This is a genomic window from Faecalicatena contorta (assembly GCF_021531995.1).
Classification (GTDB): domain Bacteria; phylum Bacillota; class Clostridia; order Lachnospirales; family Lachnospiraceae; genus Dorea_A; species Dorea_A contorta_A.
In genome coordinates, this window is record NZ_JAFBIZ010000039.1 from 1 (window position 1) to 23,413 (window position 23,413).

Annotated in this window: 21 protein-coding genes and 1 other annotated feature; of the genes, 2 read left to right on the forward strand and 19 right to left on the reverse strand. The window is 43.0% G+C overall.

Features of this window, described 5'->3' with window-relative positions; translation table 11 throughout:
* The first annotated feature begins 124 nt into the window (after window positions 1-124).
* The gene (locus JQM82_RS07065; protein WP_235249372.1) at window positions 125-1,489 is read left to right on the forward strand and encodes an MATE family efflux transporter; all 1,365 of its coding nucleotides are present in this window, start codon (window positions 125-127) and stop codon (window positions 1,487-1,489) included.
* 102 nt (window positions 1,490-1,591) lie between these two features.
* The gene (locus JQM82_RS07070) at window positions 1,592-2,902 is read left to right on the forward strand and encodes an alpha-amylase family glycosyl hydrolase (protein ID WP_235249373.1); all 1,311 of its coding nucleotides are present in this window, start codon (window positions 1,592-1,594) and stop codon (window positions 2,900-2,902) included.
* An 82-nt stretch (window positions 2,903-2,984) separates the two neighbouring features.
* Here JQM82_RS07070 and JQM82_RS07075 read toward each other — a convergent pair whose 3' ends face one another.
* From JQM82_RS07075 to JQM82_RS07160, 19 genes are all read right to left on the reverse strand, one after another.
* Window positions 2,985-3,497, reverse strand: coding sequence for a flavin reductase family protein (locus JQM82_RS07075; protein WP_235249374.1), 513 nt, complete (start codon window positions 3,495-3,497; stop codon window positions 2,985-2,987).
* Window positions 3,498-3,520: 23 nt separating this feature from the next.
* Complete coding sequence (locus tag JQM82_RS07080) at window positions 3,521-3,784, reverse strand: zinc ribbon domain-containing protein (protein ID WP_235249375.1); 264 nt, start codon at window positions 3,782-3,784, stop codon at window positions 3,521-3,523.
* Window positions 3,785-3,802: 18 nt separating this feature from the next.
* Window positions 3,803-4,870: a hypothetical protein gene (locus JQM82_RS07085; RefSeq protein WP_235249376.1), complete on the reverse strand. Its 1,068-nt coding sequence runs from the start codon at window positions 4,868-4,870 to the stop codon at window positions 3,803-3,805.
* Between the two features lie 13 nt (window positions 4,871-4,883).
* The gene (locus JQM82_RS16200) at window positions 4,884-5,009 is read right to left on the reverse strand and encodes a hypothetical protein (RefSeq protein ID WP_268827686.1); all 126 of its coding nucleotides are present in this window, start codon (window positions 5,007-5,009) and stop codon (window positions 4,884-4,886) included.
* A complete protein-coding gene (locus JQM82_RS07090; protein WP_235249377.1) occupies window positions 5,009-7,012 on the reverse strand; it encodes a protein kinase domain-containing protein in 2,004 nt (667 codons plus the stop codon). The genes JQM82_RS16200 and JQM82_RS07090 overlap by 1 nt, the downstream gene beginning before the upstream one ends.
* A 4-nt stretch (window positions 7,013-7,016) precedes the next feature.
* Window positions 7,017-7,541, reverse strand: a complete 525-nt coding sequence (locus JQM82_RS07095) for an FHA domain-containing protein (protein WP_235249378.1) — start codon at window positions 7,539-7,541, stop codon at window positions 7,017-7,019.
* Window positions 7,542-7,554: 13 nt separating this feature from the next.
* Window positions 7,555-9,861 (reverse strand): FHA domain-containing protein, encoded by a 2,307-nt coding sequence (locus JQM82_RS07100; protein ID WP_235249379.1) that lies wholly within the window; start codon window positions 9,859-9,861, stop codon window positions 7,555-7,557.
* 10 nt (window positions 9,862-9,871) lie between these two features.
* On the reverse strand, window positions 9,872-11,794 hold the full coding sequence (locus JQM82_RS07105; RefSeq protein WP_235249380.1) for a WG repeat-containing protein: 1,923 nt from the start codon (window positions 11,792-11,794) through the stop codon (window positions 9,872-9,874).
* A 220-nt stretch (window positions 11,795-12,014) separates the two neighbouring features.
* Window positions 12,015-13,523 (reverse strand): zinc-ribbon domain-containing protein, encoded by a 1,509-nt coding sequence (locus JQM82_RS07110; protein ID WP_235249381.1) that lies wholly within the window; start codon window positions 13,521-13,523, stop codon window positions 12,015-12,017.
* A 35-nt stretch (window positions 13,524-13,558) separates the two neighbouring features.
* Window positions 13,559-14,782 carry a tyrosine--tRNA ligase gene (gene tyrS / locus JQM82_RS07115; protein WP_235249382.1) on the reverse strand — a complete coding sequence of 408 codons (1,224 nt, stop codon included), beginning with the start codon at window positions 14,780-14,782 and terminating at the stop codon, window positions 13,559-13,561.
* Between the two features lie 169 nt (window positions 14,783-14,951).
* Window positions 14,952-15,209, reverse strand: a complete 258-nt coding sequence (locus JQM82_RS07120; protein ID WP_235249384.1) for a hypothetical protein — start codon at window positions 15,207-15,209, stop codon at window positions 14,952-14,954.
* Between the two features lie 53 nt (window positions 15,210-15,262).
* Window positions 15,263-15,555, reverse strand: a binding site (T-box leader).
* A gap of 189 nt (window positions 15,556-15,744) precedes the next feature.
* Complete coding sequence (locus tag JQM82_RS07125; protein WP_235249385.1) at window positions 15,745-16,350, reverse strand: SGNH/GDSL hydrolase family protein; 606 nt, start codon at window positions 16,348-16,350, stop codon at window positions 15,745-15,747.
* Between the two features lie 118 nt (window positions 16,351-16,468).
* Window positions 16,469-17,647, reverse strand: coding sequence for an N-acetylglucosamine-6-phosphate deacetylase (gene nagA / locus JQM82_RS07130; RefSeq protein WP_235249386.1), 1,179 nt, complete (start codon window positions 17,645-17,647; stop codon window positions 16,469-16,471).
* A gap of 23 nt (window positions 17,648-17,670) precedes the next feature.
* Window positions 17,671-18,534, reverse strand: a complete 864-nt coding sequence (locus JQM82_RS07135; protein WP_235249387.1) for a MurR/RpiR family transcriptional regulator — start codon at window positions 18,532-18,534, stop codon at window positions 17,671-17,673.
* A 6-nt stretch (window positions 18,535-18,540) separates the two neighbouring features.
* Window positions 18,541-19,437, reverse strand: a complete 897-nt coding sequence (locus JQM82_RS07140; RefSeq protein ID WP_235249392.1) for an ROK family protein — start codon at window positions 19,435-19,437, stop codon at window positions 18,541-18,543.
* Window positions 19,438-19,507: 70 nt separating this feature from the next.
* Entirely contained in the window at window positions 19,508-19,957 is a 450-nt protein-coding gene (locus JQM82_RS07145) for a YhcH/YjgK/YiaL family protein (protein ID WP_235249388.1), read from the reverse strand.
* A gap of 68 nt (window positions 19,958-20,025) precedes the next feature.
* A complete protein-coding gene (locus tag JQM82_RS07150) occupies window positions 20,026-21,531 on the reverse strand; it encodes a sodium:solute symporter (RefSeq protein WP_235249389.1) in 1,506 nt (501 codons plus the stop codon).
* Window positions 21,532-21,615: 84 nt separating this feature from the next.
* Window positions 21,616-22,536, reverse strand: a complete 921-nt coding sequence (locus JQM82_RS07155) for a dihydrodipicolinate synthase family protein (protein WP_235249390.1) — start codon at window positions 22,534-22,536, stop codon at window positions 21,616-21,618.
* A gap of 74 nt (window positions 22,537-22,610) precedes the next feature.
* On the reverse strand, window positions 22,611-23,297 hold the full coding sequence (locus JQM82_RS07160; protein ID WP_235249391.1) for an N-acetylmannosamine-6-phosphate 2-epimerase: 687 nt from the start codon (window positions 23,295-23,297) through the stop codon (window positions 22,611-22,613).
* Window positions 23,298-23,413: the final 116 nt, after the last annotated feature.

Below are 23,413 nucleotides of genomic sequence, written 5' to 3' on the forward strand. Positions count from 1 at the left end.
ATATTATACGGATCCACGCGTGTCAACTATTTTTCTTAATTTTTCAAACATGGTTTTCTCTTTTTTTCTTCTATGATATAATATCTCTGCGAAAATGCAAGTTTTTTTCTTGGGGGATATAATCATGCAGAAAACAATTAACCTGACAGAAGATCCTGTCCTTTCATCTTTAACCAGACTCGCCGTTCCAATCATGGCAACTTCTTTGATCCAGATGGCTTATAACCTGACTGATATGATCTGGATCGGAAGAATCGGAAGCAATGCCGTTGCTTCTGTAGGCGCTGCCGGAATGTATATGTGGCTTTCCAACGGCCTTGCCGCCCTGTCCAAAATGGGTGGACAGGTAAATGTCGGTTACTCTCTTGGGTCTGGTCAAAGTGATGCGGCTTCTGAATATGCAGGCAATGCTCTGCAGCTTACTGCTTTCTTCGGAATCTTATACGGTCTGATCTGCGCGGTCTTTGCATCGCCCCTGATCGGATTTTTCCAATTAAACAGTGTACAAGTCATCACGGATGCCAGGCGGTACCTTATGATTACCTGCGGTCTTGTAGTCTTTTCTTTCCTGAACCAGACATTTACCGGAATATTTACCGCCATCGGCAACAGCCGGGCGGCATTTCTTGCTACCACAGCAGGCCTGGTCGTGAACCTTATTCTAGATCCGCTCCTGATCTTTGGAATCGGCCCGTTCCCTGAACTTGGGGTAACCGGAGCCGCTATTGCGACTATTATCGCACAGATCATTGTTACACTGATGTTTTTGTATTATGCGGCAAAAGATACGGTCATTTTTCCCAATGTGCATGTATGCAAACTTCCCAACCTTCGTTATATGGGATCCATCCTGAAGATCGGTTTTCCGACATCCATACAGAACATGCTTTTTACCAGCATCTCCATGGTCATTGCCAGAATGGTAGCCGGTTACGGAGACGCCGCTGTTGCGGTGCAAAAAGTAGGATCTCAGATCGAATCCATCTCCTGGATGACCGCAGACGGATTTGCTGCAGCTGTAAATTCTTTTATTGCGCAAAACCACGGTGCCGGAAAAAAAGACCGAATCCGGTCCGGGTACTGGTCAGCTATGGGAATCGTACTGCTGTGGGGCATTTTCTGCACGATACTTCTGATTTTCTTTCCAGCACCGATTTTCAGAATCTTTATTACTGAGGCAGACATCCTCCCTCTCGGAGTTGACTACCTGATGATCCTTGGTGTCTCTCAATTGCTCATGAGTGTTGAGATCACGACCGCAGGTGCCTTTTCCGGATATGGAAAGACCATTCCACCATCCGTTATCAGCATATCTTTTACTGCTGCAAGAATTCCACTGGCACTTTTTTTTACGCGGACAGTTCTTGGGCTGAACGGAATCTGGTGGAGCATTACAATTTCCAGTATTTTTAAAGGAGTCTTTCTGTTCCTGTGGTACATCATTTTCCAGAAAAAAGAAATGGAAATTCGTCCCGACAAAATTGAATAACTATATACATGGAATAATCTGTAAAATTTTGATATAATAATGGCTGTCACTTTGATTGTGGCCCTGACCTATCACAAATACAAGAAAGCGAGGGCATAAAATATGTGGGCTTATAACAGTGTTTTTTATCAGATCTATCCAATTGGTTTCTGCGGTGCTCCTACACACAACGATGGGAATTGTGTTCCGCGCATCCGCAAGCTTCTGGACTGGTCCGACTATCTGAAAGACCTCGGAATTAATTCGATTCTTCTGAATCCAATCTTTGAATCTGACAACCATGGTTACGACACCAGAGATTTCAGAAAGATAGATGTTCGTCTGGGAACCAATGATGATTTTAAGGAAGTGTGTCAGGATCTTCATGCACATGGAATTAAGATTGTTCTGGATGGTGTATTCAATCATGTCGGACGTGGTTTCTGGGCTTTTAAAGATGTACAGGAGAAAAAATGGGATTCCCCATACAAAGACTGGTTCTGTATTAATTTTGACGGCAACAGTGCCTATGATGACGGTTTCTGGTATGAAGGCTGGGAAGGGCATTATGAACTTGTAAAACTGAACCTTCAGAATCCAGCCGTCGTTGATTATCTCCTGGACTGCGTAAAATTCTGGATGGATACTTTTGACATTGATGGACTACGGCTGGACGTTGCCTACTGTCTGGACCGGGACTTTATGCGTCGTCTCCGCTCCTTTACGCAGGAATTAAAGCCGGAGTTCGCATTGATCGGAGAAGTTCTGTTTGGCGATTACAATCAGATCGTTAACGATGAGATGCTTCACAGCTGTACCAATTACGAATGCTACAAAGGATTATTCTCAAGCTTCAATTCCATGAATCTGTTTGAGATCGCACATTCTCTGCACAGACAATTTGGCAGCGACCAGTGGTGTATTTACCGTGGCAAGCATCTGATGACATTTGCTGATAATCACGATGTCACAAGACTTTCCAGTATATTGACCAACAAGAGACATATTCCTCTTGCCTACGGACTTCTGCTTGGAATGCCGGGTATCCCCTGTCTGTATTACGGAAGCGAATGGGGAGAGACGGGCGAAAAAGCACCGGATAATGACTATGCATTAAGGCCATGCTTTGACGAACCAAAGCCGAATGACCTGACCGAATATATCAAAAAGCTCATTGCACTTCGCTGGCACAGTGACGCCCTTTGCAATGGTTCTTATAAAAATGTAGTCATTCAGAATCATCAGCTGATCTTCGAACGCGCTTCTGTACAAGAACGTGTTCTGGTAGCAGTCAATGCATCCGATGCTCCATACACCGCATATCATCAGGACCTGAACGGGACTTCCATTGACCTTCTGACCGACAAAGAAGTTCATATGACCGGTCAGCTGGAACTTCCTCCATACAGTGTACAGTACCTGAAGTGTCGATAGAAGATACGAATAAAAAAGAGACTGCTGCAAAATATAGCATTTTCATTCTGAATATACATCTATATTTTACAACAGTCCTTTTTTATTCACATTTTTTCAATACTTTTACGATCTCTGCCATATACATCGTATGGTAATCTTTCTGTGGATACCATTTTTCATCGTTCTCAGTCACATCAAAACACTCCGGCTTCATTTCCTGATGATATTGTGTCTTACATACCAGCACCAGATCTGCCTCTTTCACAGCTGCGGTACCATCGACCGGATATGGATGAAGACCTGCTTCCTGCCATTTATCTTCTACATCTTTTCCTGACACCGTACCACATACATTCAATGCTTTTCTGTATTCCTCTGAGAGAAATGAGATTGTAAAGGTACCATTTGCATCTACGAATTCCTTCGTATACCGCTGCGGACGGATATAGACAGTGGCAATATTTTTGCCCCACATAATCCCGAGTCCTCCCCAGCTTGCCGTCATGGTATTACTCTTTTTCTCATCTCCTGCCGTGATCAGCATCCATTCCTTAGATATTTTCGTAAATGGATTACACACAAGGCTTTCAATTGCAATTTCCTGAAATGCCATATCATATTACCTCCTTTATCTTTCTATCTTATCCTGCAGCCGCACTGTCCGCAAAAAGCAGCAGTCTTACTTAATTGTTTTCCACATTCCGGGCACACGATATAGTCGCCCCCTTCTTCTTTTTTGATTCTCGTGATCTTATCAAAAAGTGGAAGAAGCTGTGGCAATGGATCTTCAAATTTGCCCTCATAATATGCTTTTCCAAGTTCCATATACGCCTGATCCAGCGTTGAATTTGAAATTATTTTGTCATAATTGACAAATACAGTTTTATCATCGTTACTCATATTGTATACCTCCTATGCTTATGCCAGTAAAAACCGGAATCTATTATCTTCCAGATATATCTCTGTACCTCTTGGCAGATAATACTCACGTGTTGCTCCCAAAGGCTGTCCGCTTTCCAGAAATACTTTTTTCATCCCCATCGGTATTACACAATATTCCTGATATTCTGCAACATAATATACCTTCGCCAGACCTTCTCCGCCTGTACTTCTTGTTGTAACAAACGGCTGTTTATGCCCACAGAAATATACCGGAATGCGATCCTTCATCATATATGCTTTTGAATGATATATACCGCTTTTCCCAACGATAGCCCCCTGAAAATCCTGATTGGTTTTTTCTGCTGCTTTTGGAACTTTGCCGGGCATTACCAGCCTTGCCGTATCTGCAACGGTATCCTCTTCTCTCATATGATTTTCCGGAACCTTATCAATCATAACCTGTCGCTTCGGTTTCCTGGATTTCTGTGCCTCCAGTTCCTGAATGCGATCCAGATACATCTGCTCTTTGCTCTTTTGCTGTGGCGTATTTTCCCTTGGATTACGTACATGGTGAAAACTTTCCTCAATTATATCTCCCGGAACCTGAGCCGTATCCTCCTCCTTCAGAAGAATTCCATATGATGTCAGGAATAAAATAATCACGTATACAACCACCCATACGATCGCCGGAGTACTGATTACATAGATGTAATCTCCCATTCCAAAAAAGTCAATCACATCCCTGATAGATCTGATTTTATCCGTCATCTGGAAAAACATAATACCGGCAAACAGATTGATAACCACTTGACAGATCAGCGATGCCAGATACGCATTTTTATTGGACAATGCCGCCGTCATGGCTGCGGCGAACAGGATACCAAGCATCAATATCAGCAGATAATAAGAATAATCACTTACATATTCTCTGAGTAGTGTCTGTACTTCCTCGACAATCGATCCATCCGATCTGCCGCCGAATCCGATTTTAATAATATCAGCTACCGATAGTTCCACAACACCAAGTGACAGGATCGGCATGAATCCGATTCCTACAGTTAAGAACATCACCACTGCAATTACGTATTTCAATATTTTCTTCATCTGTTCCTCCCTGCTATTCTTTCTCAATCTCTTCCAACAACTGCTCTTTTTGCTTTTTAAATATCCGTCCGGTCATCAGAAGTGCCACACAACATCCCACAATTCCAAGTACACTGATTCCTACAAGTATCATTCCCATTACAGCCAACCTCCTGCCTTCACCTGCTGATATACATTATCCAGAAGTCCCATCTCTGCATCGGTATTATTATCCTTCATCTGGCTCTGATACATACTCACTGCTTTCTGATAATACTTTTCAAATGTACGATAATCTCTCTGCGAATTATTTTTTAATGCCTGTATATCAATTTCCAGAAACGCATATCGCTTGTAGATATTATAATCTTCTCCAAACAGCTTCTCCATCTTTGCCAGCGCACTTCTGGCATTATCCAGATACCCCTGTTTTTCATTCAGGATCACGAGATTATTATATGTATCATAGGTATCCCATCCCTGTTCGATCACCTCCTGCAACACATCAATTGCCTCGTCGCGGTATTGTCTGTCAGCGGAATTTTCTGCAAGGTCAATATCTACCTGTATCAGACGTTCCAGAATCAGCATCTGATGATCGATGGAAACATTCTTTCTTGCCTCTTCTAATATCTCCCTTTCTTTCGTTCGAAGGTTCTGTTCTTCATAGATCTTGCTGAGCATAACATACGCTCTTGCCTTCAGCTCATCATTGTCCGATATCTCAATACACTTACGGAATTCTTCCGCTGCAGAATCCAGCTGTCTTGTGGATTTTTCGATCTCGCCTTTTGTATAATAGATGGAGTCTTCCTCAAGCCCATGATCAATTGCCTCATCCAGCACTTCCTGTGCTTTGGAAGTATCTGCATCATATGCCAGTGCAATTGCGTAATCTCTGTAGTATTCACAATTATATCCGCCATACTGAAACACCTGATCAAAGGCACTCACAGCATCTTCATACTTTTCCAGCTGCATGCAGCATTCCGCTTTCAGATGGTAGATATCTGCGCCTCGCTCATCCCGCATATCCAGCTTTTCATTTTCCAGAATGTCATAATCAATAAATTCAAGGCATTCCTCATACTTCTGCTGTTCATACAGAGCGCGCGCATTCTGATAATAGCTTTCCAGAGCAGAAGGCATCACCTTTATTGCTTCCTGATAGATCTTTTCTTCTTTCTCATAATCACAATTCTCACGATATTCCGTCTGCTTATCGATCAACGAATTATATTTTTCAACTTTTTCCAGTTTTATATTATGAATTCCGTATCCTCCAAGCACAATAAATCCTGCCATCAGTCCCACAAGTCCCATCCGGATTGCCACCTGCCTTTTCAGAAGCGCCTGATATCTCTGATCCTTTCTGGTAACTCCCTGGAGCGCCTGAAACATCTCAAATGCACTCTGAAACCGGTCATCCGGATCAATCTGCATCGCCTTCAGAATAATACCTGCAAATGGTTCACTAACCTTACCTTCAAGAGCAGAGACATCCGGGCGTTCCCGATAATTTCCGGCTTTCTTTCCCGTCACCAGATGGTAAAATGTAGCACCGACACTGTATATATCGCTTTTTTCATTAATACTTGTATAATTGGACAGGCTGGAAGCCGACTCCTGATCCAGCGCAATAATATACTGCTCCGGAGAAGTGTATCCATCTGTATATCCAAGGATTGTCGTTCCATCCAGATAAAAAGAGATATTAAAATCTATCAGACAGATATTGCCATCCGGTGTCAGCATGATGTTCGCCGGTTTGATATCTCCGTGAATAATCGGAGGATTCTGATTATGCAGATAATTCAACGCACTGCACAGCTGCATTCCCCAACGGATCAGCTCATTCTGTGTAAATGGGTATTTTTCTTCCATCAACTGCTTGAAAGATTTTCCCGGGATATAGCTCATCACTGTATAGATCTCTCCGTCTACACTCAGGAAATCCAGAACCTGCGGAAGATATGTATGATGAAGATTCTTCAGAATATCTACCTCCTGACGGTTGATCTCCATATTCACACTTTTTTTTCGCAGCCTTTTTATGACCACTTCTTTTTCCAGCCTCTTATGATACGCTTTGTATACGATACCGCCGCTTCCTTCTCCAAGCTTTTCCAGTATCACATATGTATCTGATATTGTCTCCATCATGATCCTACTTCATCTCCACAATAAATTGAAATTCCACATCAGATATCTGAAACACCATGCCATCTGCCAGCCTTTCCGGACCGGTTATCTGATTCTGATCTATATAGGTATGATTTAACGACTCCAGGTCCTTGATCATATATCCTTCCTCTGTTGTCAGAATCTGTGCGTGATGTCTGCTGACAGTCGTATTGTCCCGGATCACATAATCACAATCTGCAGCTTTTCCAATCACAAACGGGCTCTTTGTAATCTCATAATTCGATGTCTCACTCAATCGTCTGATATAAACATGACATGTCCGCAGCTGGTCCAGAAGAACTGTAGGGTCTTCTCCCATATACTCTCCGGCATCCTGACGAACGGATGTAGGCTCTTCTCCCGTATATACCTCCTGTATCGCAGGTTCTTCCGGCTCAATCGGATCTATTTTTTTTCGAATCAGAATATCTTCTTTAAATCCCGGATGTTCCACCAAAGGGATCTGTACCTCATACAGATCCTTCCAGCCTTCTAAATAATCTACCATTCTCTCTTCCTTTCTACCTGCGGTCTTTCGAAATATTTCTTAATAACAGCATACTTACGATCAGCAGTAGTATGGTCATTCCTGCCAGAATCATCCATGACTGTGCCACATGCATCTTTGATGCTTTGAAAAAGCTTTCTGCTTCATGTTCCAGCATCGGAAAATCTTTCTGCAGCTTCAGGTCCAGTCTGTTTAATTTGGCAATACTTCCCAGTGCTTCTACGGACCATCGGCTCACGGTACAGTAGGAAATGATCTCTCCTGCTCCTTTTAAGGTGAAGAGGATTCCGCTGAAAAGCAGCTGAACGATCAGCACAAACGGAGCAGCCGCCATAGCTTTATCGCCGGTTTTTACCATGGATGATATTACAAATCCCATCGTGATAGAAGCAAGAATCGTAAGCCACATAGTCAGGAGTATCTCCGGCGCAAAATGATCCAGAAAGATTCCCTGCTTATCCTTTCCTATCAGCCCCAGGAATACCAGTGTCAGGATCATTGTCTGTATCAGCCCCAACACTGCCTGAAGAACAAACTTGGAGAATATATATCCAGGCAGCTTCAGGTTCGCCATATACTCTCGTTTCAGGATGACTCTTTCTTTGCAGATCTCCTGGATCGCATCAAACAGTCCGATCCAGATTCCCGAACAGCTCAGAGCAAACAGCATGGACTTCGTGCTTTCATATATCTTAAATACTTTATTATCCGCCACAATGTTCAGAAGAATCGCAATCAACAATGGTTGTACCAACAGAAGAAACAGACGTGGCTTATCATTGATCATCAATTCCGCATATCGCTGCGTCAGGATCAGGAATTGCCGAAAGGCAGATTCTTTTCTAGGTTTTACCAGATCTGTTCTTCCTGAGGAACGTTTTCTGATTCCAGTATTACTACTGTATACTGCATATTTTTCCGCCCATCTCTCCGGATTCTCCGCAATCATATTATATATATTTACCAGATCATCCGTTCCATAGAATTCCTTTGCGGCTTCTACATTGCCACAGAAGCATAATCTTCCGCCCGGTCCCATAAAGATTACTTTGTCACACAGATGCAGATTCTGCGTTGTATGTGTAACCATAATAATGGTTTTATTCTGTGTCTTTGCAAGCTTGCTCAACGTAATCATCAGATTCTTCTCTGTTCCCGGATCCAGACCGGAGGTTGGCTCATCAAGAAAGAACAGCTTCGGATCTGCCAGAAGTTCCACCGCAATACTTGCTCTCTTTTTCTGTCCTCCTGACAGCTTTCGGATGAAAGTATTCTGATGCGCCTTTAGATCCACCATCTCAAGGACTTCCTGAATTCTCTGCGTGATCTCCTGTGGCTGTGTATCTTTCGGCATCTTCATCTTCGCTGTATAATACAGCATTCTGTGAAGTGTCAGGTTCTCATAGATAATATCCTGCTGCGGTACAAAACCAATAATATTCTTGAGATTCTGGAACTGTTCGATCAGATCAATTCCATTACAATATACCTTTCCTTCAAAATCCGGTTCAAAACCACTGATTGCATTCATCAGTGTCGTCTTTCCTGCTCCGGAACCACCAATAATCGCAACGAACTCATTTGGACGGATCTCACAGCTGACATTTCTCAGTATCTGTTTTCTCTTATTCTTTGAACCTACATACTTATTGATTCCTTCTGCACGCAGCGAAATACCTTTTTCAACACTCTTATAATATATGCATTCATTGGAAAAGAACAGCTGGAAATCCAGAATCTGTATCAGATCCTTATCCTTCAATATTACCGGCTCGGATACGTTATCCCCATTGAGCATCGTTCCATTGGCACTGTCACAATCATACAATACAAAGCAGCCGTTCTGATTCCGGATCTCACAATGCACCTTTGAAATTCCGGGATGCCTTAGTACAATCTGGTTCTCTCTGGAACGTCCGATCGTAATGCTTGCACGATCCAGCGATTTTGTTTTCCACACTTCATCCTCTGCTACCACCTGGAGCAGCAGCAGGACCATTTTATCCGGCGCGTGAATATTGCCGATGCGAAGCACGGACTTGTCATACAGTTCCACATATCCCGCTTTTGCATCCAGAAGTCTCTTTTGTCCTGAATTACCGACAAAAGTCCCATTACTGCTATCCTGATCCATATAATAGATCTGTTCGCCCTGCAATCGGAATATGCCATGTAATCCGGATATGATCTCATCCGGAATCACAATATCACATCGTTCTTTATTTCTTCCGATCTTCAGTTCCTGTTTTCCGTACGCATCCAGATTTACTTCTGTTAAGCGGCTTCCGGTATCAATAATAGTTAATCTTCTCTCGCTCATCTTCTCTTCCTTACTGTAACGACGTCCGATCCGTTACATATGTATATTCCAGTGGATATGGATTTGAATAATATTCATCATCATAACTTTCCAGATCCCTCTCAGATATCTCTTCCTCAGTTACGCTACCGTTCTGTATGCTGACATGATATAACTGTTCATGTCCCATTTGTGCACAATGTCGGATAATGTATGATTCTTTTCCTCCACTTTCATCTGCATAAAACATCGAATGCCCTCCTGTAATCTCTCCCAGATAGACACATGCATGATCCTTAATGGTATAGATCTGATACATATAAGCCGCCTCACAGTCACCTTCCTGTGCCAGAAGCTCCTTTACGCCATCTTTATCAATATCATACAGATAATATCCATTATATTCTCCATATTCTTCCAATATCTGATCCAGAATCGGTCCATAGATATCCTGGTATTCCTGGGCTGTCACCTTCTCATTTTCTGTCTGATCTTCTTTGGAGTCTTTCGTCTGTAATTCAATGATACCCCATTTTCCATTCTTTTTTACCCAGCACTTATTCTCATAGACCGGACATATCTCCTCAAACATTCCCGGACGAATTGCAATATTTCCCGACACGTCCCGAAGTTCCCATACATCGTCCTTACAGAGAACAACATAGCCATCGGAAGCCGCATAACAGAATTCCTGATATTTGTCGGATCCTGCAGCATTCATAAGCGGCGTATATTTTTTCCATGAGGCGTCATACTCAACCGGAATGACTTCTTCTCCCTGTTCATTGATATAGCCCCATTTTCCATCTTTCTGAACTGCGAGCAGTCCTGCTGCGCAGGAACCACATGCATCATATATAAAATCCGTAACCAGTTTTCCATCTGCATATACTGCAAATGGAGCATCTTCATCCAACGGCCAGCTGTAATCATACTCATACACTCCCAACAACCGATCCAGCTTCTGAATCGGAATTGCATCTTGAGGAACACTGTATTTGAGCTCCATATCCCATTCAGCATCTTCGATCGTATTATGGAGTTCATTTCGATAAATATAGTAACTGAACGGCATACCCCCATCTCCGAACATAGCAGGAACGACCTCGCCATTCTGAAGGCAGTACATCTCCCAGTCACAGTCCCATTCTGCTTCATACTGCGGCTCACTGCGTGTCAGCATGTACTGATCTTCCGAATCTGTCCATACGGTATAGATATCGGAATATATCATCTCTGTCACCGGATTACCTTCCATATCGATCAGGCCCAGCCCCTCTTCTGTCTCTATAACCGCATAGGGTGACATCTTCTGCCTCTGTATATCATTGATTGAGTTCTCTTCGTAATCCGCACTTGACACATAGTAGATACTTTCAGCTTCTATTCTCGGTTTCATCACCCATTCAAATTCTACTCCACTGTTCAGCAGCTGATTTACCTCATCACTTTCCTCTACGGTATTACTGCCATTATTGGCTTCTTCTTTCTCGTACTCTCCTTTTGATACTCCCGGAACATTCTTCTGCGCTTCCCTTAATATGTCTTCTGCTCTGTCAAAATCCCCCTGTGTAACATACAGGTCATAAAGACCCAGATATGCATCTTTTTCTTTCGGATCTATTGCCAATGCCCGCAGATAGGAATCTTTGGCTTTTTCATAATCCATATCTTCCATATATTTTTCCGCCTGGGTCATATAGTTGTCATATTTTTTCTTTTCCTGCTTATTCTTAAAGCTGAGACTCCCCGCTACGATTACAGCCAAAACAAGCACCCCTGCCGCTGCCAGGATCCATTTTTTTCTCTCAGTCTTTTTCACTGCGCCAGAAGTTCCTCCTCCAGGTGCCTGTGTCTGAAACCGAGACATCTCCGGTGCCTGCAAAGGCTCCCCACATTCCTTGCAGAATCTTGCGCCATCCTTATTCTGTGTTCCACAATTTCCACAATACATATTCTTCTATCCCTCTTCATTTCCTTTTTATCTCGAAAACAACAAAAAATACCATTTTTTATTGTAGCACTTTCTGAAAGCTTGTCAATTGAAACCCCTTCAGTTGTATCAAAAGGCAAATGCCGTACAGGATGGCAATTCTCCCCCCCCTGTACGGCATATCTTTTCACTGTTCCGGATGCAGGCACATTCTTTCACAGTATCAACTATCTTATTCCTTTCACCACATATTCCATGTGTCTCCCCAGTCCGTTGTTACCTCCCCGGTAACCTTATTGACAGTGACCATTCCAACCAGCTTATTTGCGGAAGGTGTACCGCCATTTGCCAGAATCTTCTCTGCTTCTTCATCTGACATCTGATAACGAAGACATACCTGGTATTCAAGATCACTCTCTACAGATTCTTCCATAAATGTCACATACGTTCCATCGTTATCTGTCAGATCATTATAATGATCTGTAATATTGATCGCCATCTCTTCCGGCGTAATATCTTTTACTTTATCTTCAGCCTGTTTTTTTGCAGTTTCCTGATCGGCATCCTGAATCCCCAGAATCTCTCGTAATATGTTCAGTGTATTCTGTAATTCAGCAAGGCTTACATCCTCATCTTCTTCAACTCTGGACAGGCCATATGTCCGACAGTTCGCCCACCATTTTCCCTGCTCTGCATTGAAGTCTTCTTCCGACACCATCTCACCGTCAATTTTTGCATTGATATCCGGATACATTCCGTAATCAATCTCCAGGGAACGCACCTGTTTGAAATCACCATCCTGAAAGCCCCAGAAATAATCATATTCGAAACCATCTGCTGAACCCTCGATCAGATAATATTGATCTTCCACACTGGTGATATAAAGAGTCGTTGTTGCACCATCATTTCCATATCCTTCCCCGGAGAACAGATTCTGCAATTCATAATCTTGGTACTGCCATACTTCAATCGAATAACGTGCAATAAAGTCCAGTTTTTTTGCAGGATCAGCATAAGCGACCACCAGTTCATCCCGTCCGTCTCCATCAAAATCAACAAGTTTCGCAAATGCAAGCCCCTCAAGATATTTCCAGTAAGTATCTATGGTAACTTTCCTTGCACTTCCGTAAGTATCCTGGTATTCCATCAGCAGATCATAATACGCCCGGGCAGCAGCCTTATCCGCAAGTTCCTGCCTCTTTTCACTGAGTTCGGACCACTCGGATACGGTATCTCCAGTAGATTCGTCATCTGTATTCCCATAGATTACCTCTTCTGCTTTTAACAGGATCTTATCTGCCTTTTTATAATCTCCCTGCAGTGCATACAGATCTGCCAGTCCCAGATACGGTTCTTCCTTTTTCGGATCAATCTTAATCGCATTCAGATAGGCATCTTCTGCATTTTCATAATCCATTTCTTCCAGATATTTATCCGCAGAACTAAGATAATTATCATATCTTTCCTTCTCTTTTTTATCCTTCGACATAAAACCGAACGCTATGACAGCAGCAATTATCAGAATTCCGACTGCTATGCAGATCCATTTTATATTACTCCGGTTGATACCGGATGCTTTTTTCCCGGGCACTTCCCCTGCCTGTCTTCCTGATTTTTCCAAACCTTCTTCTCCGGCAGAAGCTGCGTTTTTCACCGGCTGTGAGACCACCGGGACATCCAGCGGCTCTCCACAGTTTTTACAAAAGCGGGCTGCGTCCTTATTTTGGGTGCCACATTTACTGCAATACATCTTTCTCTTTCCTCATCTGTCTGCCTCACCGGCAATTACTGCATCACGATTTTCCTGAAATTTTTCTTTCCTTTTTTCAGAACGATACCTTCTCCATCCAGCGCTTCTCCGGCAAATGTATGGTAGATATCTGTGATCTTTTCTCCATCTACAGTTACACCACCCTGCTGTACAGCTCTGCGGGCTTCTGACTTGGAAGCCGTCATTCCTGCCTTTACAAGCATGGTAAGAATATCAATATTACCATCTGTCAGATCTTCCTGCGTAAGCTCTGTCTTTGGCATGTCTGCTGCTGCGCCTTTACTGAAAAGTGCTTTTGCAGCTTCCTGAGCTTTCTGTGCTTCTTCTTCTCCATGTACCAGCTTGGTCAGCTCAAATGCCAGAATCTCTTTTGCTGTATTTAATTGAGCACCTTCCCAGGAATCCATCTTATCAATCTCTTCCAGTGGAAGGAATGTCAGCATACGGATACATTTCAAAACATCAGCATCCGCAACATTTCTCCAGTACTGGTAGAATTCAAACGGAGAAGTTTTATTAGGATCCAGCCATACAGCTCCGCTCTGGGTCTTGCCCATCTTCTTGCCTTCTGAATTCAGAAGCAGCGTGATCGTCATCGCACATGCATTTTTTCCCAGCTTACGACGAATCAGTTCCGTTCCGCCAAGCATGTTGCTCCACTGATCATCCCCGCCAAACTGCATGTTACATCCATATTTCTGGAATAACATATAGAAATCATAGCTCTGCATGATCATGTAATTGAATTCAAGGAAACTTAATCCTCTCTCCATTCTCTGCTTATAACATTCAGCAGCAAGCATACGGTTTACAGAAAAGTGTGCACCCACTTCACGGAGAACATCTACATAATTCAGATCCAGAAGCCAGTCAGCATTGTTTACCATCAAAGCTTTTCCTTCTGAGAAATCAATGAAACGGCTCATCTGCTCCTTAAAGCAGTCACAGTTATGCTGAATCGTTTCTTTCGTCATCATCTGACGCATATCCGTTCTTCCGGATGGATCACCGATCATTGCAGTACCTCCGCCGATCAGTGCAATCGGTTTATTTCCTGCTTGCTGCAGACGTTTCATCAGGCAGAGCGCCATGAAGTGTCCTACATGAAGACTGTCAGCCGTCGGGTCGAAACCGATATAAAACGTAGCCTTTCCATTATTAACCAGCTCTCTGATGTCATCTTCATCTGTTACCTGCGCGATCAATCCACGCGCAATCAGTTCTTCATAAATTCCCATATCATATTTCTCCTTTTCTTATTGCTTCATTCATTCTGTTTTACAAAGGCAACAAAACCGCAGTCCGCCGGATGATCCAGGATATAGCAGCATTTGCCGTACTTAAAATACCGTAACAACATGCAGGCGATTGTCGTATCGCCACCGGCAGCAAGGATATTAAAAAGACTCAGTGACAACAGAAGTATACTGCCTGGTTCCCCAGTACAAAAGTTCCTTCTTTCGCCAGGGGGCTGATACAAAACCACAGGATCAACCCCAGTACCACAAACGGTCCGGCTGTCACAAATGCCATGACATTAGCCCTCAATATCGAAATCGTTTCCTGCCGTTCTTCATATCCGGCTTCCATATATTGCTGCTTTTGCCTTTCGTAATTTTCAATAATCTTCTGTTTTTCCATGTTTGGCTTTTTCTCTTTTTTCATACATACCTCTCAAGCAAAATAAAATAAAGCACAAAAAAACGCCCCTATCATACGATAAGGACGGAAATTACCCGTGGTACCACCTTGCTTCGCCAACAGTTTACACTGCAAGCCTCACTAAGTCTGCGTATTCACAAACCCGCGCACAGTAACGTGTGCCCTACGTCACAGCCTACTCAACAGCGATATCCATCTGCGGCAGATAACATCCTGCAGATGCAGACATCCGTCTTCGGTGTGCGGCTCCAAGATGTATTCATGATCTATTCCTTCATGCGCCTCTCATCCGCCGGCAACTTTCTGTATGGGTGTAAAGATCATTACTTCTTCTTTTCAAAGCCTTTTACATATCAAAACATATTCACAAACAAAAGAGTACCGTATTTGCAGAACTTTGTCAAGGAGGGACGGGGGATTTTTAAAAATCCCCCGTCCCTCCTTTATCACTTTAACGTGCCGCATTCCCGCGAGTTTATCCACGTATTCCCGTGAGTTTATCCACGCAATCCCACTGTGTTTTCCACATTTTACACATCTATACGATTATCTGGCTCGCTGTTTTAATCCATTCTTCGGCCAACAATTCACTTCCTATATCTGTCAGATGGATCCCATCTGTTGTAATTGCCGAATAACCATATAATTCTCCATATTTCTGCATCTTCTTCTGCAGCGGTAGATATTTCACCTGTTGTCTCTTTGCCACATCAGCCTGTATTCTCTCTGCTTCATCGATGACCTGAAACCAGTTTTTGTATTCCAGAGGCTCCGGAAAGATAAACGGACCAACACATATAATCTGTGCATTCGTTTCTTGTTTTATCTCCTCTAAAATCTTCTCATAATTTTCCGCAAACTCTTGTTTTTCCAATGTCTTTCCCGTATTCATCACGATTCCCGCATCATTGCATCCTGTCAAAATGCTGACAATATCAGGTCTCTTCATGAAACAGTCTGACACAAGGGTTCTTCTGATACTATGAACTGTCGCACCGTCATGACCTCGATTCAGAACAGTGTAATCCTGTCTCTGTTTTTTCAGCCTTTCCGAAATCTGATAAACGTACCCATTTCCCAAACCATTATTTAAAAAGATATGATTCGCATCCGTAATACTGTCACCTAAAAAAACAATTCTCATACACCCTCCTAAAATGAAAGTTATCCAAAGATTGTGGACATTTGTTGTGGATTTCTCTGGTGATAATTGCATTCAAAGGGGACGGAGGATTTTTAAAAATCCTCCGTCCCCTTTGAATTTATAACATTTCCCCGTCTTTGATTACCATTTTTAAATTCAATTCATCGTCAAGCAACACCACATTTGCTTTTTTACCTTTTGTGATGGAGCCATAATTATCATATTCGCCCAAGCTCTTTGCAGGATTCATTGTTGCGCACGCGACAGCTGTCTCGAATGGAATTCCCATCTTTTTGACTGCCGTTCTCATACAATCCATAAGGTTTGTCGCCGACCCGGCCAGAGCCCCATCAGACACAAGTGTTGCACGATTGCCGACCACATTTACATCCAGCCCCCCAAGTGTGTATTGTCCGTCAGGCATTCCGGTTGCCCGCATACTGTCGCTGACCAGAATCATGCGTTCTTCTCCCATCATCCGGAAGGTTGCTCTGACCGCAGCAGGATGAATATGCACACCATCACAGATGATCTCTGCCATCACATGCTCGCAGTCGGCAACAGCCCCCACAACTCCGGGAGCCCGGTGTGTGAATACCGGCATGGCATTATAAAGATGAACTGCGTGGTTTGCTCCTGCATCAAATGCTGCTTTTGCTGTATCATAGTCAGCATTGGTATGCGCCAGAGATATATTAACTTTCTCCTTCATCTGCTCAATAAACGCGATTGAACTTCTGCTCTCTTCTGGTGCAATTCCAACGAATTTGACCAGTCCTTCGGAAGCATCCAGAAACCGCCGGCACACTTCTGCGTCGCACGGAATGATATTTCTCTCATCCTGTGCCCCTTTCTTTGCCGGACTGATAAATGGTCCTTCCATATTAATACCGATCAAATCAGCGCCCTTTGTCGCTTCTTGTTTATATTCTGCGGCAACTTTCAATATGTCTACCAATTCTTCCACAGGAAGTGTCATGGTCGCCGGAGCGATTGCAGTGACACCAATCGATGCTTCATATGCAGCAATTCTTTCGATGGCTTCTTTTGTTCCATCACAGAAATCGTCCCCCATACACCCGTGAAAATGAAGATCAATCAGTCCGGGAATCGCAAAGCAGCCTTCTCCGTCCACTATGACATCCTCTGCCCCATCTGGCACATTTTTTCCATTTTCTTCTACTTCTTCTTTGTCTGTTTTGAAGTTCACCCGTTCAAAAACACCGTCTCGAATGACAATTTCTCCCTCTTCAAATCTCCAGTCTTCTGTGTACACTTTCACATTTTTAATGAGCATCTTTTTCCCTCCCGATAAATGATTTATAAAAGATCTTCCATTGTCCGATCTATTACACGACGCCTTTTCCGAGTACCTTCTTCCAGTGCCCGCAGTGTATTGTCATGCAGTATTTCTTTTTTATATTTATCCTGTTCTACATAATAAGAGTATATAATATCCAGCATGATCAGTATCGGAAACTGTGGTGATATCACATTTCCATGATTCAGATGTCGGAGCGAAGGCAAAAGAATCACTTCCGTGCAGAACTTTTCATATTCTTCTTTATTATTGGCCGTAAGAAGCACTGTCTTGGAACCTCTTCGATGTGCCTCTTTCAGCAAGAAAAGAATCTCTTCTTTCTCTCCGCTGATACTGATTCCGAACACCAGACTCCGTTTATCCTGAAATACCGCCTGCATCCGAATCAGATCCGTGTCAAGAACAGAATCTATGTCTACACCGATTCGCATGAATCGAATCTCCATCTCACTTGCCGCAAGTCCGGAACTTCCTTTTCCACACACAAATACCCGTTCTGCCTGATTCAGATATCTGTTGATCCTTGCAATCTGAACTTCGTCTACCAGACTGTATGTCTTGTTCAAAAGCTCCTGATATGCATTTAAAACCATCCTGGTATTTCCTGTGATTGACTCCTGCTTTTCTACAAACGTCTCTTCATACTGATAGACAAATTCCCGATATCCCCGATATCCGCATTTTTTTGCGAATCTGGATAATGAAGCCTCCGATACAAACAGTTTTTCTGCCACCGCTTTTGCAGAAAAATCTACTTTTTTACGATTTTGTATGAAGAAATCTGCAATATTTTTTTCCACCGTCGTAAATTTGTCATAATTGGATTCGATAATCGGTACTACGGATTTTACATAATATTCCATTCTTTTCTATTCCTGTCTTTCTGCCCGGCATCCCATAAAATGATAAAACGCCCCCAGCATTCCCGCGTCATTTTTATGCTGTGCAAATGCAAGTCTTGTGTTTGCGGCAATACTTGGAACCAGATATCTGCTCATCGCAGACTCAATCTTTTCTCTCAGGAACTGTTCCTGCGCCATGATTCCTCCACCCAGCACAACAACTTCCGGATTGATCACGTAACAGATATTCGCGATTCCTTTTCCCAGGACATCCGTCATCTCATCGATTGCACGATTACAGATCTCATCTCCGCGTTTTGCCTCTTCGAAAATGCGATATCCGTTCCATTGTTCTTCCGGCTCCTGCTTCCACTTAGCCACTTTTTTTGTCAGAATACTTGCTGCACCGAGTGTCTGAAAGTCACTGTCTTCCATATGCATATAGCCCACTTCACAGGCACTGTTGCTGAACCCATGAAACACTTTGCCGTCCGCCACAAAGCATCCGCCGATTCCTGTTCCAACCGTCAGAACAAGTGCAATACGGCTTCCTTTTGCAGCACCCGACATATACTCGGCAAGCCCCGCGCAGTTCACATCATTCTCCACTTCACATGGAATTCCATATTCTTTTTCCATGGTTTCTTTGAATCTGGTTCCTGCATAATCAGGAATCAATGGTGCCGAATAAAAGATTTCACCTTTTTCGGTATCCACCATCCCTGCTGTAGAAATACAGATTCCGCTGATTTTACGATTCCGAACCAGTTCTGACACAATCTCCATTGCTTTTGCAAGCACAGACGCTCCACCTTTGTATGCTTCTGTTGCTCTTTCATCTCGGAACAGAACCTCTGCGTGTTCATTGATCACGCCATATTTGATCGCTGTTCCGCCTATATCAATACTAATATATTCTTTCATCATTATACCTCTGTCTCATTTCTTCTTCAAGTGCCGACACCAGTCCTATCCGCCTCCAAAGGAATGATAACTAGATGCGTACTTTAAAGATTGCCTTTTTGATCTGCTCCGGTCCGTCTACTTCCACCGCTGTACGGTGTCCGTCACTCGGATAACAGATCAGGAAATCACCGTCTCTTAAGATGACCGAACTGTTTTTTTCCCCGTCCATTGGAAGAAAATCATCTTTTTCTACAAATTCCTTGAGTTCCATATTCTGTATAAAGTTCAGATCAATCTGTTCTGTGCCATGAAGCATCACGTGCACATCCAGATAATGCTTATGCGCTTCCCAAAAACGGTTTTCCGGTGTTGTCGTTGTATATTCTACAATATTTACAAAGAGTCTGTCTCCATCAATTTCATGACTGCCTTTCTCATATGAAGCAAGGTCATGCGTCTTCGCATATGCAAAGCATTCTTTCACCTGTTCCTCAAGAAATGGGAACTCTTTCAGATTATTTATAGTTCCAAATATCATTTTCTCTTCTCCTTTTTTAACGACAGCGGTGAACAGAAGATCCCCGCCCCCTGTTCACCATCTTATTTCTAGTTCTTATATACTGTTGTATGTAGTGCCGGCACGGAAGTATCGCCTTTTACCTTTCTCCAGATATAACTTGCAGGAATTCCCACTACCAGGGATACCACAATGGAGATAATGGAGTAAGACCAGATGGAAACGCTCTCAGCCGGTACAAAGTATTTAATGTATACCATGACTACAGATGCCGCAATAAACGCAAGTGTTGTTCCAAACGTATTGGCAACCTTTGTGAATGCCCCCAGGATAAAGGAGCCGATCAGAATACCAAGTACCAGTCCCATGAATCCATTAAACCATTCATAAGCAGATTTCACCCCGCCATTTGCCAGAACCATCGCTACAACGATTGCAAAAATACCTACAATCAGAGATACATACTGACCAATCTTTGTCTGCTTTTCAAAGCTTAATTCTTTCTTTGTCAGACGAGCCTGAATATCCAGCGTCCAGCTTGATGCCACAGAATTCAGTCCTGTAGACAGTGTAGACTGTGCTGCTGCATAGATTGCTGCCAGAAGAAGTCCTGTTACACCAACCGGAAGTTCAAATGCGATGTAAGAAGCAAAGATCTGATCCTGTGCTGCTGCCGGTGGAAGTGTATTCTGCTGATAGAAAACGTATAAGCCGGTACCGATCAGGTAGAATACAGTTGCAATAAAGATAGACAATGCACCGTTTGTCAGCATCATTTTGTTCAGTTTCTTTGTATCTGTTGTTGTGGTAAAACGCTGTACAATATCCTGACTGGATACGTAAGATCCCATCGTATTGAATCCTGCGCCAACAATCATGATGAATACACTGTCTTTCAGAATATTCGGATTAAAGATCGGCTGGTCTACTGCCAGGAACTTATGCTCTGTTGCAAATGCATGGAAGATTGCACCGATTCCTCCATCCAGATGTGTCAACAGGAAGATCAGTGAAAATGTAACACCAATCAATAGTACAGATCCCTGAATAAAGTCTGTCCAGAGTACGGATTTCAGACCTCCTGTATAAGAGTAGATAATTGCAATCACACCCATGATGATGATCAGTAAGTTCACATTGATTCCTGTCAGACTTCCAAGTACCATACATGGAAGATACATAATAATAGACATACGTCCAATCTGGTAGATAATGAACATCACTGCACCAAGGATACGAAGTCCTTTGCTTCCGAATCTCAGTTCCAGATAGTGATATGCGGTATCAATATCCAGCTTACTGTAGATCGGCAGAAAGAATCTGATCGTAAGCGGAATCGCAAGCAGCATACCAAGCTGAGCAAACCACATGATCCATGTTCCTGCGTAGGAATTTCCTGCCAGAGACAAGAATGAAATCGGACTGAGCAATGTTGCAAAAATTGAAACGGAAGTAACCCACCATGGAATCGTTCCATCGCCTTTGAAATACTCTTTTCCTTTCATTTCTTTCTTTGCGAAATGAAGTCCGGCCAGCAATACTGCTGCTAAATATACAATTAAAATAACCAAATCAATAACTGTAAAGCCCTGCATGTTTTTCCTCCTAAACATCTCGATAGTATTCTCTTTTCCATTCCGGCTTTGGCTCTCTTACACCGAAATGTATGAAATCATTTCTTAAACAAGGTATTTTGCTTTCGCATCACGGATCATCTGTGCAGCTTCTTCTACCATTGTCATATCACTGTCAATCAGATCTGCAAGCGGTCTTCTGACTCCGCCAAGTTCCAATCCTTCATTGATCTTAAGGATTGCTTTGATCACTGCATACATATTGCCATGTCCGGAACACATTTTATATATGATTGCATCCACTGCATACTGGATCTCTCTTGCATGTTCCATATCTCCCGCTTTTACGAGTTCATCCATTTTCAGGAATAATTCCGGCATAACCCCATAGGTTCCGCCGATTGCGCCCTCGGCACCGATCACACGCCCGCTTATAAACTGCTCATCCGGACCATTGAAGATGATATAATCTTCACCGGCAGCCTGCTTAAACATCTGGATATCCTGAACCGGCATGGAAGAGTTCTTTACACCGATGACTCTCGGATTCTTTCTCATCTCGGCAAACAGGCTCTGCGTTAATGCGACACCCGCAAGCTGTGGGATATTGTAGATAACAAAGTCTGTGTTTGGAGCAGCAGAACTGATGTCATTCCAATACTGAGCAATTGCATACTCCGGCAGATGGAAATAAATCGGAGGAATCGCCGCAATTGCATCGACGCCAAGGCTTTCTGCATGTGCTGCAAGTTCCATACTGTCTTTGGTGTTATTACATGCAACATGGGCAATGACTGTGAGCTTCCCTTCTGCTGCCTTCATTACGTTCTCCAGAACAATCTTTCTGTCTTCTACACTCTGGTAAATACATTCTCCGGAAGAACCATTTACATAGACACCTTTTACTCCTTTTTCAACGAAGTATTTTGTTAATGCCTGTACGCCCTCCGGGCTGATGTTGCCTTCTTTGTCATAGCATGCATAAAATGCAGGAATGACTCCTTTGTACTTGTCAAGATTTCTCATGATGATTTTCTCCTTTTCTTAATTATTTTCATGTTTTATGTTAAAATATTAAGCCCTGCTCCTATGTGCCCGTGTTATTCAAGGGCTTCTGCAAATGACTTTGTGATCAGCTGCGGTCTTGTAATAATAGAACCAACAACCACACTGAATGCGCCAAGCTCGATAACCCGTCTTGCCTTCTCCGGCGTATTGATATTGCCTTCAGCAATTACTCTGTGCTTTACATTGGCAACGATCTTTCTTAATATCTCAAAGTCATTAGCCTCAATCTTGTCATCTTTACTCTGCTCTGTATAACCAACCATCGTAGTTCCGATAAAGTCAAATCCAAGTTCATCTGCGTGAAGAGCTTCCTCTACCGTAGAGCAGTCTGCCATAAAGAGTTGTTCTGGATATCTGGCCTTCACTTCTCGGAAAAACTCATCCAGACTCTTTTGACCCGGTCTCTCAGATATGGTCGCGTCCATTGCGATGATCTCCGGTTTTACTTCCATCAGCTCCTCGATCTCCTTCATTGTCGGTGTAATGTAGACCCGGCTGTCTTCATAATCTCTTTTTACAATTCCAATGATCGGAAGATCTACCAGGGACTGAATCTCCTGAATATCTTCTTTTGTGTTGGCACGTATTCCGCATGCTCCTCCCATCTTCGCAGCTACTGCCATTCTTCCCATAATAAAGGATGAATGAAGCGGTTCATCCGGCAATGCCTGACAAGATACGATTAATTTTCCCTTCAACTGTTCAACTTTCTCATTCATATTTCCTGACCTCCTTCGTTCTGGGACTTAGTATAATCGTCGTTGTTTTTATTTTCAAGTACCGATTCACCTTCTGAAAGTTCTTTCACCTTTTTCAAAAACAGACTGCATTTTAT